At 51.2% G+C, this 16410-nt stretch carries 17 protein-coding genes and 1 tRNA gene; 12 read left to right on the top strand and 6 right to left on the bottom strand.

Annotation, left to right across the window (positions count from 1 at the left end; genetic code table 11):
* The 3 genes from pstB to IMCC13023_RS00615 are packed head-to-tail and all read left to right on the top strand — an operon-like array spanning position 1 to position 3241.
* On the top strand, positions 1-780 hold the full coding sequence (pstB, locus tag IMCC13023_RS00625; RefSeq protein ID WP_007540158.1) for a phosphate ABC transporter ATP-binding protein PstB: 780 nt from the start codon (positions 1-3) through the stop codon (positions 778-780).
* A 34-nt stretch (positions 781-814) separates the two neighbouring features.
* Positions 815-2341 (top strand): SDR family oxidoreductase, encoded by a 1527-nt coding sequence (locus IMCC13023_RS00620; protein WP_007540157.1) that lies wholly within the window; start codon positions 815-817, stop codon positions 2339-2341.
* A 9-nt stretch (positions 2342-2350) separates the two neighbouring features.
* A complete protein-coding gene (locus tag IMCC13023_RS00615; RefSeq protein ID WP_007540156.1) occupies positions 2351-3241 on the top strand; it encodes a DMT family transporter in 891 nt (296 codons plus the stop codon).
* Here the strand turns inward: IMCC13023_RS00615 and IMCC13023_RS00610 are convergent.
* Entirely contained in the window at positions 3218-4735 is a 1518-nt protein-coding gene (locus IMCC13023_RS00610) for a glycerol-3-phosphate dehydrogenase/oxidase (RefSeq protein WP_040324745.1), read from the bottom strand. The two genes, IMCC13023_RS00615 and IMCC13023_RS00610, sit on opposite strands and share 24 nt — an antisense overlap.
* Before the next feature lie 61 nt (positions 4736-4796).
* Between IMCC13023_RS00610 and IMCC13023_RS00605 the strand changes: the two genes are divergently transcribed.
* The 7 genes from IMCC13023_RS00605 to IMCC13023_RS00575 all read left to right on the top strand — a co-directional run bounded on the left by IMCC13023_RS00605 (position 4797) and on the right by IMCC13023_RS00575 (position 11737).
* On the top strand, positions 4797-6272 hold the full coding sequence (locus tag IMCC13023_RS00605; protein WP_007540154.1) for an FGGY family carbohydrate kinase: 1476 nt from the start codon (positions 4797-4799) through the stop codon (positions 6270-6272).
* 9 nt (positions 6273-6281) lie between these two features.
* Entirely contained in the window at positions 6282-7076 is a 795-nt protein-coding gene (locus IMCC13023_RS00600; protein ID WP_007540153.1) for an ABC transporter ATP-binding protein, read from the top strand.
* Between the two features lie 175 nt (positions 7077-7251).
* Complete coding sequence (locus tag IMCC13023_RS00595; protein ID WP_007540152.1) at positions 7252-8541, top strand: saccharopine dehydrogenase family protein; 1290 nt, start codon at positions 7252-7254, stop codon at positions 8539-8541.
* Between the two features lie 129 nt (positions 8542-8670).
* Positions 8671-9864, top strand: a complete 1194-nt coding sequence (locus tag IMCC13023_RS00590) for a LolA family protein (RefSeq protein ID WP_007540151.1) — start codon at positions 8671-8673, stop codon at positions 9862-9864.
* A gap of 5 nt (positions 9865-9869) precedes the next feature.
* Positions 9870-10814 (top strand): ABC transporter ATP-binding protein, encoded by a 945-nt coding sequence (locus IMCC13023_RS00585; protein ID WP_007540150.1) that lies wholly within the window; start codon positions 9870-9872, stop codon positions 10812-10814.
* Positions 10804-11634, top strand: a complete 831-nt coding sequence (locus tag IMCC13023_RS00580; RefSeq protein WP_349643720.1) for an ABC transporter permease — start codon at positions 10804-10806, stop codon at positions 11632-11634. The genes IMCC13023_RS00585 and IMCC13023_RS00580 overlap by 11 nt, the downstream gene beginning before the upstream one ends.
* A gap of 26 nt (positions 11635-11660) precedes the next feature.
* Positions 11661-11737 (top strand) — tRNA-Lys (locus IMCC13023_RS00575).
* Positions 11738-12105: 368 nt separating this feature from the next.
* On the opposite strand, the gene IMCC13023_RS00570 is transcribed toward IMCC13023_RS00575, so the two are convergent.
* The 4 genes from IMCC13023_RS00570 to IMCC13023_RS00555 all read right to left on the bottom strand — a co-directional run bounded on the left by IMCC13023_RS00570 (position 12106) and on the right by IMCC13023_RS00555 (position 14660).
* Positions 12106-12630 (bottom strand): DUF4864 domain-containing protein, encoded by a 525-nt coding sequence (locus IMCC13023_RS00570; protein ID WP_007540147.1) that lies wholly within the window; start codon positions 12628-12630, stop codon positions 12106-12108.
* 105 nt (positions 12631-12735) lie between these two features.
* Entirely contained in the window at positions 12736-13488 is a 753-nt protein-coding gene (locus IMCC13023_RS00565; RefSeq protein ID WP_007540146.1) for a DUF429 domain-containing protein, read from the bottom strand.
* A 36-nt stretch (positions 13489-13524) separates the two neighbouring features.
* Positions 13525-14139, bottom strand: a complete 615-nt coding sequence (locus tag IMCC13023_RS00560; RefSeq protein WP_007540145.1) for a DUF998 domain-containing protein — start codon at positions 14137-14139, stop codon at positions 13525-13527.
* 29 nt (positions 14140-14168) lie between these two features.
* A complete protein-coding gene (locus tag IMCC13023_RS00555; protein ID WP_007540143.1) occupies positions 14169-14660 on the bottom strand; it encodes a hypothetical protein in 492 nt (163 codons plus the stop codon).
* Between the two features lie 116 nt (positions 14661-14776).
* Here IMCC13023_RS00555 and IMCC13023_RS00550 point away from each other — a divergent pair, with 116 nt between their 5' ends.
* Positions 14777-15466, top strand: coding sequence for an SDR family NAD(P)-dependent oxidoreductase (locus IMCC13023_RS00550; RefSeq protein ID WP_007540142.1), 690 nt, complete (start codon positions 14777-14779; stop codon positions 15464-15466).
* 17 nt (positions 15467-15483) lie between these two features.
* Positions 15484-15789: a hypothetical protein gene (locus IMCC13023_RS00545; RefSeq protein WP_040324708.1), complete on the top strand. Its 306-nt coding sequence runs from the start codon at positions 15484-15486 to the stop codon at positions 15787-15789.
* Here IMCC13023_RS00545 and IMCC13023_RS00540 read toward each other — a convergent pair.
* Positions 15786-16379 (bottom strand): isochorismatase family protein, encoded by a 594-nt coding sequence (locus IMCC13023_RS00540; RefSeq protein WP_007540137.1) that lies wholly within the window; start codon positions 16377-16379, stop codon positions 15786-15788. The genes IMCC13023_RS00545 and IMCC13023_RS00540 overlap by 4 nt on opposite strands.
* Between the last annotated feature and the right edge of the window lie 31 nt (positions 16380-16410).

The following is a 16410-nucleotide window of genomic DNA, read 5'->3' as shown; positions in this document are numbered from 1 at the left end:
ATGTCAAAACGCATTGAACTGAAGTCACTGGACGTCTATTACAAGGCCTTCTTGGCCGTCCAGGACGTGAGCATGGTGATTGAGCCCAAAGCCATCACCGCCTTTATCGGTCCTTCCGGTTGCGGGAAATCAACTCTTATTAGAACCCTGAACCGCATGCACGAGGTGATCCCAGGCGCAAGGGTTGAGGGCCAACTACTTATGGACGGCGAAGATGTCTACGGACCGGATGTTGATCCAGTTCGAGTGCGCAGGCAAGTCGGAATGGTGTTCCAGCGACCAAACCCATTCCCAACAATGTCCATCAAGGACAACGTTCTTTCTGGATACAAGCTGAATAATTCCAGGATGTCAAAGGCTGAGGCAGAGGAAATTACCGAGAAAGCGCTTGTGGGAGCGAACCTTTGGAATGAGGTCAAAGACCGCCTAGAAAAGCCAGGCTCTGGGCTCTCAGGTGGTCAGCAGCAGCGGCTTTGTATCGCCAGGGCCATCGCGGTGGAACCAGACGTTATCTTGATGGACGAGCCAACTTCAGCACTCGACCCAATTTCAACTGCTGCGATTGAAGATTTAGCGGTAGAACTAAAGGAACACTTCACCGTTGTGATCGTCACTCACAATATGCAGCAGGCCTCAAGAATTTCTGACATGACCGCGTTTTTCAACATTGCGGGTAGCGGACTGCCGGGCAAGCTAATCGAATACGACAAAACCGAAAAGGTTTTCTCCAACCCAACCGAGCAACAGACCGAAGACTACGTTTCTGGTCGCTTCGGTTAGAAACAAAACCGGTCGGTAGTAGGTTGTTTTTTTAATGATAAAAACCGTAACCTCAGATCTTGCAACCCTCAAGAATAAAAGTGGGAAGCCGGCCAAGGTACTTGTTACCGGAGCAACCGGATATATTGGCGGCCGCTTGATTCGCGAGCTCTTGGCCCACGATTACAAAGTTCGGGTGTTAGTCCGGGATCCTCGGCGCATTACTGATTACCCATGGCAGAAAAATGTCGAGGTTGTGGTGGGCGACGCCACCGACCCGACTGTGTTGGCTCAGGCACTAGAGGGCATCGACCTGGCATATTATTTACTTCACGCCCTAATGGTCGACAAAAACTTCGAACTTATGGAGCGCGAGCTAGCCGAGGTTTTTGGCAAGGTGGCCAAGGAAAAAAATGTCACCAGAATTATTTATCTGGGTGGCATGATTTCAAACGACTTCGAACTTTCGCCGCACATGTCCGCTAGGGAAGAAACTGGTGAAATCCTTCGAGGGTCTGGGGTTCCCACAATTGAGCTTCGAGCAGGGGTAGTTATCGGATCCGGATCTGCTTCGTTCGAAATGCTTCGGCACCTAACCGAGCGCTTGCCGTTTATGGTCACTCCAAAGTGGCTACTAAATAAAATCCAACCGATTGCTATCCGGGATGTTCTTAGATATTTGGTAGGTGCTGCAACCCTAGATAAAAAATTGAACAAAGACTTCGACATCGGTGGTCCGGATATTTTCACCTACCTAGAAATGATGCAGGTGTATGCCCAGGTGGCTGGATTGCGCAAGAGGATAATCATTCCGCTTCCAGTTCTAACCCCGAGGCTTGCATCGGGGTGGGTTGGGCTTGTCACCCCGGTGCCAGTAACCCTCGCTAAGCGCCTGGTGGCATCCCTAAAGCACGATGTGGTTGCAAGAGACAACAGCATTCGGGATTTAATCCCCGAGGCCGTGGGGGGCATGACTGACTTCAAGAGCGCTGTTGGCCTCGCGCTAACTCGAGTAAAAGACCTTGAGGTGGAAACCAGATGGAGTAACGCATCTTTTCCAGGCACTCCCTCAGAACCGCTTCCAACGGACCCGAGCTGGGCTGGCGGGTCGCTTTATGTTGATCATCGGGAATTTGTATCCACTGACTCGGTCGGTGAAGTTTGGGGTCGAGTCGAGGCAATCGGTGGGAAGAACGGATATTCAACTGCCACCTGGGCCTGGGAGCTACGCGGGCTTATGGATCTAGTGGTTGGCGGAGTTGGTCTTCGACGGGGCCGTCGTGACCCAAAAACTCTCATGGAGGGCGAGGCTCTTGACTTCTGGAGAGTTGAAAAGATTGAAAGACAGCACTTGCTTCGGCTTCGGGCCGAAATGAAGATGCCTGGACTTGCGTGGTTGGAATTTGAAGTCTCGGAACTAGGCGACGGCAAAACTTTGCTCGTTCAAAAGGCTTACTATCACCCGCACGGACTTGCTGGGCACGCTTACTGGTGGCTCGTTTCATTCATGCATGGCATCGTGTTCCCCTCCATGGCTAAGAAGCTAAGTGGCGGCAAAAGTAGAAAGCCCGTCACCAGCTAGGATTTGCTAGTGCCTAAAACCCGCCTAGCAGTCATTGCCCTGTTGGGCGTTGGTTTTGTATGGGGTGCTGCCTTTGTTCTGATGAAGGACGCCATTGAACAACAGCCATACATGGACTTTCTCGCAACTAGATTTTCGATTGCTGCGATCGCCATGATCGCAATGAGACCAAGACTTTCGCTGGCCATGAAACCGGGAGATCTGAAGTTCGGCTCGCTAATTGGGATTGTGCTGGCTTTTGGATTCATAACCCAGACTATTGGTCTAAGCCTCACAACTGCAGCCACCAGTGGTTTTCTCACGGGGTTGTATGTTGTATTCACGCCGATCATTGCCTGGGTTTTCACACGCAAGCGCTTCCCAGTCCGCGTAATTGTCGGAGTGCTGCTCGCAGTCGTGGGACTGGCCGTTTTCTCGGGCGCGGCTACCAACATCGAATTTCAACTTGGGCAAATCTGGCTAGTTGTTTGCGCAATATTCTTCGCCATTCATATTTTGCTTCTTGGCAAATTTGGTCATGGAAGAAACTCATACAGAATCGCAATGATTCAAATCAGCTTCGCAGCAATTGTCTGCTGGGGCTTTGCGCTTGTCGATGGCTACCAGCCGCCGCCGAACTGGGAAGTATGGTTCGCAGTTCTTTTCACAGCCCTACTTTCCACCGTGATCGCGTTTTGGGTTCAGACTTGGGCCCAGACTTTGATTGATCCTGCCCGAGTGGCATTGCTAATTACCAGCGAGGTCATTTTCACGGCGATATTGGCAGTTGGGCTTGGTCAAGAACCCCTTACAACTGCGATGGTCATCGGTGGATCGGTGATGCTGACCGCAATGCTTATTGTTGAGTGGCCCACGAAAACTGAGCCGGTAATCCCCCTAGAGGCCAAGCTCCACGAGTAGTTTTTCTAGCGGCTTATTGGCTGCCAGCTCTTTGTCTGAGCGTGACATCTTCAACGGGAGCCTCCTGCGAAGTAAATCTTCACGCGTGGTTATCATTTCTGCTATGACAATGTGACGAATTTCTTGCTCGGTGATGCCGAGGCCCTCTATCAACTCGGTTAGCTGACTTTCTCCAGCAATTTCAAACCCAGCTGCGCCGTGACGCCGCCAGATCCCATCGGCAATCCTTTCGAAGGATTTTTGGTCGGACCGAGATTCAACTAGTTGATAAAACTCTTCTTTTCGGACTTGAGAGCCCTCTCCGAACCAGTTTTTTAGCTTCTTTACCTTATGCCCAAGCCTTGAGAGCTCATGCACCATCTCTTGCCCCACATTCAGACAGTCCGTTAGCTTTCCGCCCAAGATAGTCACCACAGATAGCTCTTTATCAACCTCGACAACATGCTTACGACTCAATTGGTGCCAGTCCTGAACATCCCCCGAGTCTCCGGCGGCGACCACGAGTGGCCGAACCCCAGACCTTTCCGACACGACGTCCTTGGGAGTGATTGGTGTTTCAAGCTCCATCTGGGCGTTTATTTGCTTGATAACAAAATCTCGATCTTCTTTGGTTACGACGGTTTTTGAATCTTTAACGCGAGTGTCGGTGGTACCGACCATTGACCTGTCCCCCATTGGTAAGACATAAAACAATCTTTCTTGCTCGTCCCAAAAAGCAAGAGCTTGATAGGTATCGGTGAGCTTTCTATCAAGCACAAGATGTATACCCTTGGACATAACTAGCCCCGCCTTAGTAGGGGAGCCCAGGATCTCCGATACTTCTTTGGCAAATGGGCCAGTTGCATTGATCACGGTCGTAGCGCTCACGGTCGTCGCGCCCGAGCCGGATAGCTTTAGCGCCCAGAGTGTTCCATCATGAGTTGCAGAATCAAGGGTCGTGTAGGTTCGCACATCCGAGCCGTGCTTGATGGCGTGACGAATAAAGTCGAAAACAAATCTTGAGTCATTGTCCGGAAGCTGAGCGTCGTAGTACTTAATTGCAGTTCGACCGGAAATGAGATTTGGCTCCAGTCGCTTGGCTGCCACTGCCGAATAACTAGCCGGCGCTTTGGTGCCGAAGAATCCAATACCCCAGTAAAAAAGTGTCCCGAAGGTCCCCAACAGTCTCCCGAACGGCGCTGTTGGACCAAGTGAAGCAAGAAATCCAATCTGGCGAATTTGATTCGGGTAATTCCGCATGAGTCGATTTCTAGCCAAACAAAGCTTTATAACCAAACCAAACTCATAGGTCTGCAGATACTTGATACCTCCCCAAACTAGATTGCTAGATTCTTGGGAAGTGAAGTTGGCAATGTCGCCCTTGTCGACAACCAAAACCCTAAGGCCAGCCGCGCTGGCGGCTGCAGCGGCGACTGCTCCATTTATGCCTGCTCCAATAATCGCAACATCGTAATGATCGTTTTTGTTCGATTTCGTTTGCTTTTGTTTGCCCACACTAAAATCATAAAAAAATAGAGTCATTTATGAAAGCTCATTGGCTGAATGGAGGAACTTCATGTCGATTTTGGCGCTTGATGCCGGTACTACTGGAGTAACGGCCCTCGTGGTGAACAACGAGGGGCGGATAATTTCCCGCGGCTACCAAGAATTTAACCAGTACTTTCCGCAGTCTGGCTGGGTAGAGCACAACCCCGAAGAGATCTGGGCCGCAACACTTGCAGCCACAAAAATAGCTCTGTCTGAAACTGATCAGGTCATTCGATGCATCGGCATTACTAATCAGAGGGAAACGGCCGTAATTTGGGACCGAAAAGCCCTGACGTCTCCAACAAGGGCAATAGTTTGGCAAGACCGAAGAACCAGTATTTTCAAAGAGGAGCTAGACCAGCAAAACCAGGACGACTGGATCAGAGCCCGCACTGGCCTAAACATTGATCCGTACTTCACGGCGAGCAAGTTTTTGTGGTGGCAGCGAAACCTACCAGAGGTTTGGTCTGGTGTTCAAGGTGGTCAATTCGCTCTTGGAACTATCGATAGCTACCTAATTGCAAGACTAACCGGTGGAAAATCGCATGTGACTGACGCAAGCAACGCCTCCAGGACCCAGCTAATGGCCCTAGAGACCTGCGAATGGGATCCGGAGCTGCTCGCAGTTTTTGATGTACCGGAAAAAGCCCTGCCAGCAATCACGCCCAGTTGGGGGAGCCTCGCCGAATCAGACCCGGAGCACTTTCTCGGCCTTGGCGTTCCAATCACTGGCAACGCGGGTGATCAACAAGCCGCACTTTTTGGTCAGTTAGCCTTCAAGGAAGGTGATTCAAAGGCGACCTACGGAACTGGTGCTTTTGTTCTTACCAACACCGGCGAAAAAATTGTGAAAAGTACTCGCGGATTGCTCGGAACTGTCGCGTGGCAGGATGACAGCGGAAAAGCCACCTACGCAATTGAGGGCCCCGTGTTCGCGGCGGGCGCGGCAGTGCAATGGCTAAGAGACGGTCTTGGCATTATCGATAAATCGCCAGATATCGAAAACCTCGCGAACCAAGTTTCATCATCCGATGGGGTGATTCTTATGCCTGCACTCACGGGCCTGGGCGCTCCTTTCTGGCAGCCGGACATCCGTGGTTCGCTCTTTGGGCTAACGCGCGCGACCACTGATGCGCATGTTGCGTTTGCGACCCTTGAGGCTATTGCCATTCAGGTCAAGGCAGTGCTGGATGCGATGGAAATGGACATCGGAATAAAGATCTCTGCCTTAAAGGTGGATGGCGGTGCCGCTGCCAACAATCTGCTCATGCAGCTCCAGTCGGATTTCACTAACAAAGATGTGCTGCGCGCCAGCAACTTGGAGTCCACCGGTCTTGGAGCTGCCTTGATGGCCGGACTAGGGGCGGGAATTTGGAGAAGCCAATCAGAAATTGCAAACTTGAATCCGACTCAAGAAACTTTCAGCCCAAGGACAAATCGTCAAGCCGAATATTCAAGCTGGCTTAGAGCCCTAGGTGCGACCGAATGGTTCCACAAAAACTAAGCTTTAGGAATGTATAAACCAGAGTCGAAGTTGGCCGCGCAGGCACTAAGTGCTGGGTACTCCGCTGACCAGGTGATCCGAAACCTTGACCTAGAAATTAGTAAGGGTTCTGTCACGGCAATTATCGGACCGAATGGTGCCGGAAAGACTTCGCTACTGAAGGCTTTGGCTCGAAAAATCCCAGCCGCAAGCGGGGCTGTGCTGCTGGACGGCATCTCAATCACTGCACTCACAAAGGCTGAGATAAACCAAAGCATTGGGTTTCTTGCCGCAATCCCGGCGGCTAGGAATCAGGAATCTGTTTTTGATTTGGTAGCAAGATCGGCAACTGCAGCCCGCCAAATCTCACGAGTGTCTCCAAGGCTCAAAGAAGAAATCGAAACTCTTCTGGAGCGAACCTCACTTAGTGGAGTCAGAGACAAAAAAGTAGGAGAGCTCTCATCGGGTTACCGACAATGTGCCGTGATAGCTGCAGCGCTGGTGAAAAACCCTGCAGTGCTGCTACTGGATGAACCCACTAACTCCCTTGACTACAGTCACCAGCTTCAGGTTATGAATCTTTTGTCTTCTTTGAAGCGCGAACGCGGGATGACAGTCGTTGCTGTGATTCACGACCTAAACCTTGCGGCCCGATTTGCAGATCACATCGTTATCCTCAAGGACGGCTCGATAGTTGCGCAGGGCACCCCACACGAGGTCATAACCCCAAACAACTTGGCTGATGCATTTAGGATTTTGGCTCGCGTGATCGATGATCCGGTCGGCAAGACGCCACTAGTGATACCAATTCGCCAGCTTGCTTAGAAAGTTTTGATCAAAGTCGCTTATTTTCAGAGCAAGCGCCATAATTAGGAACGTAGTTCATTAGGTGAAGGCGCAGTTACTAGCAGTGACGCCACAGAGGCTTGCGCCTACCGGTGAATGAGGGCAAGGACTGGGCCCGAATCTTCGAATCGGTCATGTTTGGTTGTGAAAATCCGTGCGTATCTTGCTCATAGGGGCAGGTGGTGTTGGCGATGCAATCGTCAAGATCTCTGCCGATCGTAATTTCTTTGAAAAACTAATCGTCTCTGACTACGACATTCAACGTGCTGAAAATAGCGTTGCTTGGGTAAAAGAGCACTCACCGGAAGCTGCAGACAAGTTCCAAACTGCACAGATTGATGCCAGTGACGCAGACCAGGTGGCCGCATTGGCCAAGGAAGTCGGCGCAACTCACATCATGAACGCGGTCGAGCCCAAGTTTGTCCAGAGCATCTTTGACGGAGCTCTAAAGGCAGGCGTGAACTACATGGACATGGCGATGAGCTTGAGCCACGTTCACAAGACAGACCCGTTCAACACCCCAGCCGAAAAACTAGGTGATTGGCAATACGACAAGCACGCTGAGTTTGAAAAAGCCGGCCTACTGGCTCTAATCGGAACCGGAGCAGAGCCAGGTATTTCTAACATTTTCGCGCGCTACGCAGCGGATCACCTCTTCAGTGAAGTTGATGAAATTTGCATCTTGGATGGTGGCAACTTAGTTGTGAAGAATGAGCAGGGTGAAGAGATTTTCGCCCCATCGTTCTCGATCTGGACCGTCATCGAAGAGTGCTTGAACCCTCCACTGATCTGGGAGAAAGATCGCGGCTGGTTCACAACCGAACCATTTAGCGAGCCAGCAATGTTCGAGTTCCCAGGAGGCATCGGACCAATCGAGTGCGTAAACGTTGAGCACGAAGAAGTAAACATGTTGCCCCGCACCATGGATGCTCAAAAGGTTCGCTTCAAGTACGGCCTTGGCACTGAGTTCATCGGCGTCTTGCAGACCCTGCACGCTCTTGGTCTCGACAAGACTGAGCCGGTTTCGGTCAGATCCAAATCCGGTCGAGTCGAAGTTGCCCCAAGAGATCTAGTGGCTGCAGTACTTCCCGACCCAGCTTCCCTGGTTGATTCGATGACCGGTATGACCTGTGCAGGAACCTTGGTTACAGGTAAGGGCCTCGATGGTAAGCCAAGAGCTACCTACCTCTACCACGTGGCAGACACCAGCTGGACTGGCAAAAACTACAACGCTCAAGCCGTGGTCTGGCAGACCGCCTTGGTTCCGGTAGTTGCTCTAGAGCTACTTTCGCGAGGTGACTGGAAGGCCACTGGAGTTCGTGGACCCGAAGAATTCGACGCCAAGTTGTTCTTGGACCTAATGTCCACTGAATACCAGCAGCCTTGGGGCTCTCAGGACCGCAACCCTGAAAACCCGAGTGTAATTGACGCCAACTGGGCGTAACGTGCCTTGATGTTGGGGTTATGACTCAAAATTTAGTAACTAAGCAACTTTGTTAATTGGGAACACTCTCAGCTAACTTCAAGTTATAAAACCTAGGGTTATAACTACCAACTTTCAGGGAGATTAGAGATGCGCATTTCAAAGCGATGGATACCATCCGTAGCGGTTCCAGCTGTAATTGCACTGGGTGCTGTCGCGGTTCCGCTTCAGGCCAACGCTGTTGACCTTCCGGACCTAAGCGCATCCGAAGTTATGGTGCTGATGCAAAAGAGCGAGGTCCTGGAGTTTTCCGGAACAATCGTGAAGGTCAGCGACATGGGTATTCCTTCCTTGGAGTTCAGCTCCATGGTGAGTGAGGACATGGCGGATGAGATGGCAGAGAAGATGCCAGCTGAATTCGCCGATTTTGTGCCAGCGGTTATTGAATCAAATGCTTTGACCCAGGCAATGGAGCTAGTCTCCGGCACTCACAATGTGAGAGTTTATGTTTCTGGCCAAGACAAGATGCGGGCCCAGATTTTAGATCCAATGTCTCAGCGAGACTTGATTGTCAACGGCGATGAGTTCTGGATTTATGACGCCAAAACCGCCACCGCATCAACTGGAACCATAGACATGGAAATCGATCCTGCGAAGCAGGCAACTGCCGAAAAGGAAGTTCTTGACTACGCAGAATCAATCGCGCTAGACCTAAGTAGCCCGGAGGCAATTGCGAACTACCTAGTCGACATGATTGATGAAACCAGCACGGTTGAAGTCGGTAAGGACCACAGCGTCGCGGGACGTTCGGCCTACCAGCTATTGATTAGCCCAGACGCAGACGCTTCATTGGTTGAGCGCGCTGAGATTTCGGTTGACTCTGAGACCGGACTTCCATTGCGGGTTGAAATTTACTCCACTCAGCAGTCGGAAGCTGCATTTTCCGTAGGCTTTGAGTCAATTAGCTTCGGCCCAATTGATGCTTCACTATTTGAATTCGCTCCACCGGCTGGCACAGTGGTAACAACTTTGGACTCAAGCGATCTAGAGGGCTACGCCGATAAGGACAGTAGCAACCTAGAAGCCGAGCTTGAGGCAACATTTAAAGATGCAGCGAAGCCTCAAGTTATTGGTGAGGACTGGCGAAGCGTTGTTTACCTGCCAGCTCTTCCAGCGGATGTCCCAGCAGAGCTAATGGCTACTGAGCTATTTGCAGACATGTTAACCGAGGTTCCAGGCGGCAAAGTATTCTCAAGTGCGCTTGTGAATGTCCTTCTGACTGACTCCGGCGAGGTCTACATGGGTGCCGTCACTATTGAGTACTTGCTCAGCGTCTCGAAATAGAGGATATGCCCCAGAGTGTTGAGCTGGCAATAGAAACCAGCTCTCTTACTAAGCAGTTCGGCTCCCAAAAAGCAGTAGCAAGCATCGACCTAAGCGTCCCAAAGGGATCGGTGTTTGGCTTTTTGGGTCCCAACGGCTCAGGCAAGACAACAACAATCCGCATGATTCTGGGTCTGGCCGCTGCATCCAAAGGTGAAATAGAACTTCTCGGTCACCCGATTCCAAAAGAACTAGAGCACGCCCTGCCGAAGGTTGGCGCCCTGGTTGAAGGCCCGGCCTTCTATCCCTACATGTCAGGACGCAACAACCTAATAAGAATTGATTCGGCCGACCGTAATTCAACTGCATCCACGCGGAAGCAGCGAGTCGATGCTGCCTTGGAGCGGGTTGGTCTCACCAACGCCGCTAAGAAAAAAGTTCATGCTTACTCACTAGGCATGAAGCAGCGCCTGGGCCTGGCCAACGCACTTTTAAAACCAAGAGAGATTCTGATTCTTGATGAACCAACAAATGGCCTAGACCCACAAGGAACCAGAGAGGTTAGAAACCTTATTCGCTCTCTGGCCGCCGAGGGCATCACGATATTTGTCTCGAGCCATCTATTGAGTGAGATCGAACAACTTTGCAGTCATTTGGCTGTTATGACTGCCGGCAAGATTGTCGCGCAGGGCAGTTTGGCGGAACTGAGAAATGAGTCCCAAACCAGACTGGTCCTGAAGGCCGATCGTATTGACGAGCTGGTTGATTTTCTAAAAACTCAAGGACTGACAAAACTCTCCCTGAAGCCGGATCGAGTGGTGGCTCCAGTTCCAAGTGACTTTGATGTTGCAAGCTTGAACCAACTGCTGGTCAAGAAGAAATTTATGGTCAGCGAGATCCGCCTAGAGCAACCAAGTTTGGAAGAATACTTTGTCAACCTAACCGGAGAGGGGTTTGAAGTTGTTCGCTAAATCCCTAAGTCTTTCTTTGATGCGCTCAGAGCTAAGAGTCATGTTCACCCGACGCCGCACTTGGGCGATGCTTGCGGCAATTGCTTTAATACCAATCTTGTTGGCCGTGGCGGTTGCGCTAACAACTGAGCAGCTTGCTCCAGGCGAAGGCCCCCCTTTTCTTGATCGAGTGACCCAAAACGGTCTCTTCACTGGCTTCACCGCGACCCTATTGGCACTCCCGTTATTTTTACCACTCACCATGGCCGTTGTTGCCGGAGACACTATTGCCGGAGAGGCGAGCCTGGGCACACTCAGATACCTGCTGATTGCTCCGGTGGGTCGGCTAAGGCTCCTCGTAGTCAAGTACCTAGGAACAATCGTCTTCGCACTTGCCGGCACCTTTACGCTGATGCTCGCCGGAGGCATTATCGGGGCGATTCTGTTCCCAATTGGCCCGGTCACCTTGTTGTCAGGCGATCAAATTTCCCTGGCGGAATCAATCGGTCGCATGGCGCTTGTCGCAATATACACCGCGATCTCAATGAGCGGGCTACTGGCAATTGGATTATTTGTTTCAACTCTGACCACGGTCCCAGTCGGCGCAATGGCTGCAACAGTTGTGTTAGCGGGCGTAAGCCAAATTCTTGATAACTTGCCACAGCTTTCTTGGCTCCACGAATGGCTCTTTACTCACTATTGGCTGAGCTTCGCGGATCTGCTAAGACAGCCGATTGAGCTTGGTTCACTTGCTAGTAATTCCCTATTGCAACTTGGATACATCGCTGTCTTTGGAGCTTTGGCCTATTCAAGGTTCACGACTAAAGACATCTTGAGCTAATCGGCTGTTACACTTGCAAGCTGCAGGGGCCTCTAGCTCAGTTGGTTAGAGCAACGGACTTTTAATCCGTGGGTCGTCGGTTCGAATCCGACGGGGCCTACCAGACTTGGTGAATTCTCAGTGCCTTATGCCCGACATGGGCACTAAGAGGCTAATAGCGGCTCTATTCGGAGCGCTTTTTGCTTTCTGATTTGGACTGCTTTTCCAGTCTTTTTTCCTTCAAGTTTTTCGCAGGGGCCTTCTTGGTGTTTTTCTGGGGCTTTTGCGCTTTTTGTGCCATTGTCATTCTCCCTTAATTACTTGAGCTTCTATTCACGGGGGTTATCGGCTTATCGATAACAACCCTCCCGAACAAACTTAGCTTTGAAAACTCAAATTAGTCTCTCAGCCAGCCGATTCTCACTAAGTCCTTGAGGACTTGTGCAGGCGGCTGCGTGAAGTCGCCGCCGGTGCAACCATGAGCTGACCTTCCTAGGTGCCCTCTCCAACCACCTGAAGGTTGCTGGCGCCCTGGACTCGCCAGCCATCCATTGTTTCAATCATTAGATACCTGAGGCCATAAACGTCATTTCCTGCTTGCAGAAACCGAACATCAATTAGCGCTAGTCCGGAGCCTAAATCAACCATACAGTCACTAAAAATAAGCTCCGAAGACTTGATTAGCGGCCCATAACTCCCAGCAATAATTTCCACGAAGCCCTCTAGTGTCACGCTCGACCGAAATGATGGTGAGGCAAACGAGTACGCAAGCTCAAAGTCGTCACTTGCAAAGGCCGAGGTCTGAGTGTTGACAGTGGACTCGATGCCTTCCTGGAGGCTGGCATCGCACTCAATGGGACCGCCCTCAATCATGGGAGCTTCGCTCTGAGTTGGTTCGGGTTGGGCTTCTGCCGTGGGTGTTTCAGGCTCCGAAACGATTGCTGCTTGGGGTTGAACGCAGCCGACGAGCAGCAAAAGGACGGGAATCGCGTATGCCAGGTGCCGAACAATCTTCATCTGGGGGTCAACTTTGGCGCTTAGAACGGAATTCCCTGCTCTTCAAAAGCCATTAGATAGCTAACGAACGGGGTGGTCCGTCGGCTCGAATCCAACGCCGCCTATTTAGCTCCGACCAGGTACCACCAGCTCCGTTATATTGCAGACCGGCAACGCAATCCACCCTTCGATACGAGCCTGAGGCATCTGGCTTTGAGTCGGAGGCTCGGATAGGCCCAGAAACGCCGCTCTACTTGCAAGGGCGGCTATCACTGCATCAAACGCGTCGCATGATTCAAGCATTAGGTCTTCAAACAAAGAAGCGTCTAGCCAATTGGCCTGCTCAAGAATTTGGCCCAGTAGTCTCTTACGTTCGTCAATGGACTTTCGATAACCGGAGGTGTCAAAACCCCAAAGTCTCAAAGTCGCTCCGGGGTAAACCTCGATCACTACACCGGCACCAGATCTGTCAATCTGTATTCCAGTTTTTTCAAGTCTGCCTAAAAGACCCGCACACCTCATCGCAGTGAGCCCCAGTCGGTCGGTAGAAACACTCAGTGGCCATCTGCCTGTTCTAGCGCGAACCGCTCTGTCGGTCTCTCGGTAAGAAAGGCGTCGACGCCAATCCATGCCGCCCTCTACCTGGTGGCTTTTAGCGTTTGGGTCATTATGGTTCGAGACGAAATCTACGAATTCCATTGGCCACCCCAGTGCGCAGTCGATGCCAATTTTCTCGGCATTAGAAATGCCCTGAACTATGACTCTGTCATCAACACCGACCTGAAGGTCTAGTAGCTTGCCAGAGCCTTCGCTCCATTCAATGAGAGCCAAGGCGGTGCCCTTTGGTTCTGCGGCTAGGTCGATTCCTGCGGTTATCACAGTAAAAGACTAAGGCCAGCTTTCAATCAATTAGAACTAGCTTGTGGCAAGCTGCGCGTCAGCCTTTTTTTGGTGCAACCACTGCAACCAAATAGCAGCTGACAACCACAGCACCTGCATGACTGCTATGACACGCTCCGATAAGCCAACAATCGGTTGCCCCGGTTCCAGCCACGTAAGCAGGAACCACAAAGTGGTGATCCCCATAATTAGAGTCGCTGGAATCGCACCAACCGGTCTAATGCTCCAGTGGTATCGCTTGTCAAAGCGCATTGCCAAAAGTGGCCACGCCGAAAATAAAACAAAGGCAAAAGTTGCAAACAACACGTGCAAATAAGAGGAGCTGTCTTGGGAAGGGGTTGAGAAGAATGTGTAACCGAAGCCGGCAAGCCCAGCTGCGGCAAGAGCGAGCCGTCCGGGCAAAGAAAAAGCTTTAGCATGCCACGCACCGACGAGCGTCAGCATCGAACCAAACAGAAAGAAACTCGACTGAATAATCTGCACGGGAGAATCGTCTGCCGCAAGGTCGCTTATTGTTTTGGCAATTGGGTCGTAGCCAGGAACCAGTGAACCTGAAATGGTCCAGCCAAGAACGTTTTGAATTGGACCAAGTGTTGCTGCCACCAAAGCCCAAATGCCGATTCGCCTCAATGTGTGACTCCTTTACTTGACCGTGCTTGCTAGTCTGTCGGCTTTAGCGCTGTTCCACCTAATGAAAAGGCCAAGCCAATCGAGTCTCCAGGTCTAACCAAAAGATCTGTCACTGCCTCCGGAGCAAATACCCAGTCGGTAGTTCCTGATGCTCGGAGATAAAAACCCCAGTAGGCAAATGCTGCCGGTAGCTCCTGGCAAGTTTCCACGTATGGCTCGCCACCTGAAATCACAATCTGCTGGTTCTTACCTGGAACACCGTTCACGCGACAAAGAACCATATCGCCATAAGCCTTAGTGCCCTCGGTGGAGACACCTGCAGCGGACAATACTTCTTTAGCGGTGGCCGCATCGCCACTGATTAAGACGCAGCTAGAAACATCTTGGCCAAGGCCAGCAAAATTCACCGTCACCCGAGCGCCATCGCAACTGCCGTCTGCCGCAAATTCCGATGCCGATGCCGCTGCACAGCCAGTCAAGGCAAGTGCTGCTATCACCATCAGCGAAACTGATTTGTACATGAAATCCCCTTCAGGATTTTTTAGAAACGGTGCTACGACGCCCAAGTTTAGGCCCCTGTGAGAAATTCATCTGGTTCATCGAAATACCGCGAGCCGCATTGGTGTTAGCTTTCCCTATGGAACTTTCAGGAAAAACTATATTGGTGACCGGTGCCTCAGGTGCACTTGGTTCAGAACTCACAAACGTGCTTTCATCAAAGGGCGCAAAAGTGCTTGGCACTGCCACTAACAACGAGTCTGCGGGCGCTATCCCTGCCAAGGCTGAAGTTAGATTGCTGCTTGATTATCAAGAGCCAGACTCAATTCAAACTTTGACCGATTACCTGGTTGCTGCCAGCCAAGTTGACGGAATCATCAATGCCAGTGGTGTGGTTGCGTTTGGTCCAGTCAGTGAATTGACAGTCGAGACCAGCAAGCGACTAACGGCTGTGAACTCCCAAGGGCCTATTCAGCTAATCTCTCAGCTGTTTGGAAAACTCAAAGAATCCTCGGAGGCTGGCAACGAACCTTTCGTACTGAACATCACCGGAGTGGTCGCAGAAACCCCGATGATGGGCATGGCGGCTTACTGCGGCTCAAAGACCGCCGTTCATGGATTCTTAACCGCACTCGGTAAAGAATGGCGTCGCGAAGGAATCCGAGTAATTTCTGCAAGGCCCGGTCACACCGAAACCGGTTTGGCATCAAGAGCGATTGCTGGACAGGCTCCGAACTTTCCAGCTGGAATGACCACTGAACACGTGGTTGCAAGGTTGATTGCCGCCCTAGAAGCCGACGAGAAAGATCTGGCCTCTAGCGACTTCTAATTTCATAGCTGTAGCTTTTGGATTCTCTGGGCAGGATTGTCAAGATCGGCCCAATTTTTGAAGCAAGCCGCGTCTTAATGCAAGGTGATTTCGAGATTTCCATCCCAGAACTAGACCTGGCAGCTCAAACTGCCCTAAAAACTGGCGCAATCGCCTCCAGAATGACCGGTGGCGGCTTTGGAGGCGCTGCGATTGCAGCCATCAATAAAGACCTGTTACCCAGCCTAGAAAGGGCTGTCAAGGCTGCCTTCACCGGTGCTGGGTTTGGCCTACCAAACGTATTTACGGTCTCCGCGAGCGCCGGAGCAACCAGAGAAAGCTAATTTGCTTCGTAGACGGGATTTACTTCGATTCCCCGATCGACCATGTCATCGATCGCATTTTCAGTGGAGTCTTGAGAAACCCCAGCGGTGAGGCCGGTAATGACCCTGACTGCTAGCCCAAATTTCTTTGCATCCATCGAGGACGCGAGCACGCAGTAGTCGGTAGCTATCCCCACAACATCGACCTGAGTAATCTGAAGGTCATTGACCAGATCAGGGAAGCTGGTGCCGGCATCATCGATGCCCTCGAAGATTGAGTAACCGTTTGCTCCTTGGCCTTTTTTTATGTGGATGTCGATAAGGCTGGTGTCTAGGTTCGCGTGGTACTGACTTCCCAGTTCATCTTCAACACAGTGCTCCGGCCAGCTGGTTTTGAAATCAGGAGATTCGTCTTTTGCCGCAAAGTGGCCACCGTTTTCATTGTTGGCTTTGTGCCAATCTCTTGAGGCAATTACATAGTCGTAAGCACCTTTATTGCTTTCTAGGTGTTCGGTAATTCTCTTGGCGGTTATTGCCCCGCCGGCACAGGCCAAGACACCGCCCTCACAAAAATCGACTTGAACGTCGATTACCAATAATGCTTTAGCCATCTTGCTTTCTTGTCACCTTTTTCTCTGTTCG

The sequence above is a fragment of the Candidatus Aquiluna sp. IMCC13023 genome, assembly GCF_000257665.1.
Classification (GTDB): Bacteria; Actinomycetota; Actinomycetes; order Actinomycetales; family Microbacteriaceae; genus Aquiluna.
This window is presented reverse-complemented; position numbering and strand designations above follow the sequence as displayed.

What these genes read in the sequence shown, in the direction of transcription:
- IMCC13023_RS00620 (WP_007540157.1), top strand. Translation starts at nt 815, where the DNA reads ATGATAAAAACCGTAACCTCAGATCTTGCAACCCTCAAGAATAAAAGT.
- IMCC13023_RS00550 (WP_007540142.1), top strand. Translation starts at nt 14,777, where the DNA reads ATGGAACTTTCAGGAAAAACTATATTGGTGACCGGTGCCTCAGGTGCA.
- IMCC13023_RS00540 (WP_007540137.1), bottom strand. Translation starts at nt 16,379, where the DNA reads ATGGCTAAAGCATTATTGGTAATCGACGTTCAAGTCGATTTTTGTGAG.
- IMCC13023_RS00585 (WP_007540150.1), top strand. Translation starts at nt 9,870, where the DNA reads ATGCCCCAGAGTGTTGAGCTGGCAATAGAAACCAGCTCTCTTACTAAG.
- IMCC13023_RS00555 (WP_007540143.1), bottom strand. Translation starts at nt 14,660, where the DNA reads ATGTACAAATCAGTTTCGCTGATGGTGATAGCAGCACTTGCCTTGACT.
- IMCC13023_RS00590 (WP_007540151.1), top strand. Translation starts at nt 8,671, where the DNA reads ATGCGCATTTCAAAGCGATGGATACCATCCGTAGCGGTTCCAGCTGTA.
- IMCC13023_RS00570 (WP_007540147.1), bottom strand. Translation starts at nt 12,630, where the DNA reads ATGAAGATTGTTCGGCACCTGGCATACGCGATTCCCGTCCTTTTGCTG.
- IMCC13023_RS00605 (WP_007540154.1), top strand. Translation starts at nt 4,797, where the DNA reads ATGTCGATTTTGGCGCTTGATGCCGGTACTACTGGAGTAACGGCCCTC.
- pstB (WP_007540158.1), top strand. Translation starts at nt 1, where the DNA reads ATGTCAAAACGCATTGAACTGAAGTCACTGGACGTCTATTACAAGGCC.
- IMCC13023_RS00600 (WP_007540153.1), top strand. Translation starts at nt 6,282, where the DNA reads ATGTATAAACCAGAGTCGAAGTTGGCCGCGCAGGCACTAAGTGCTGGG.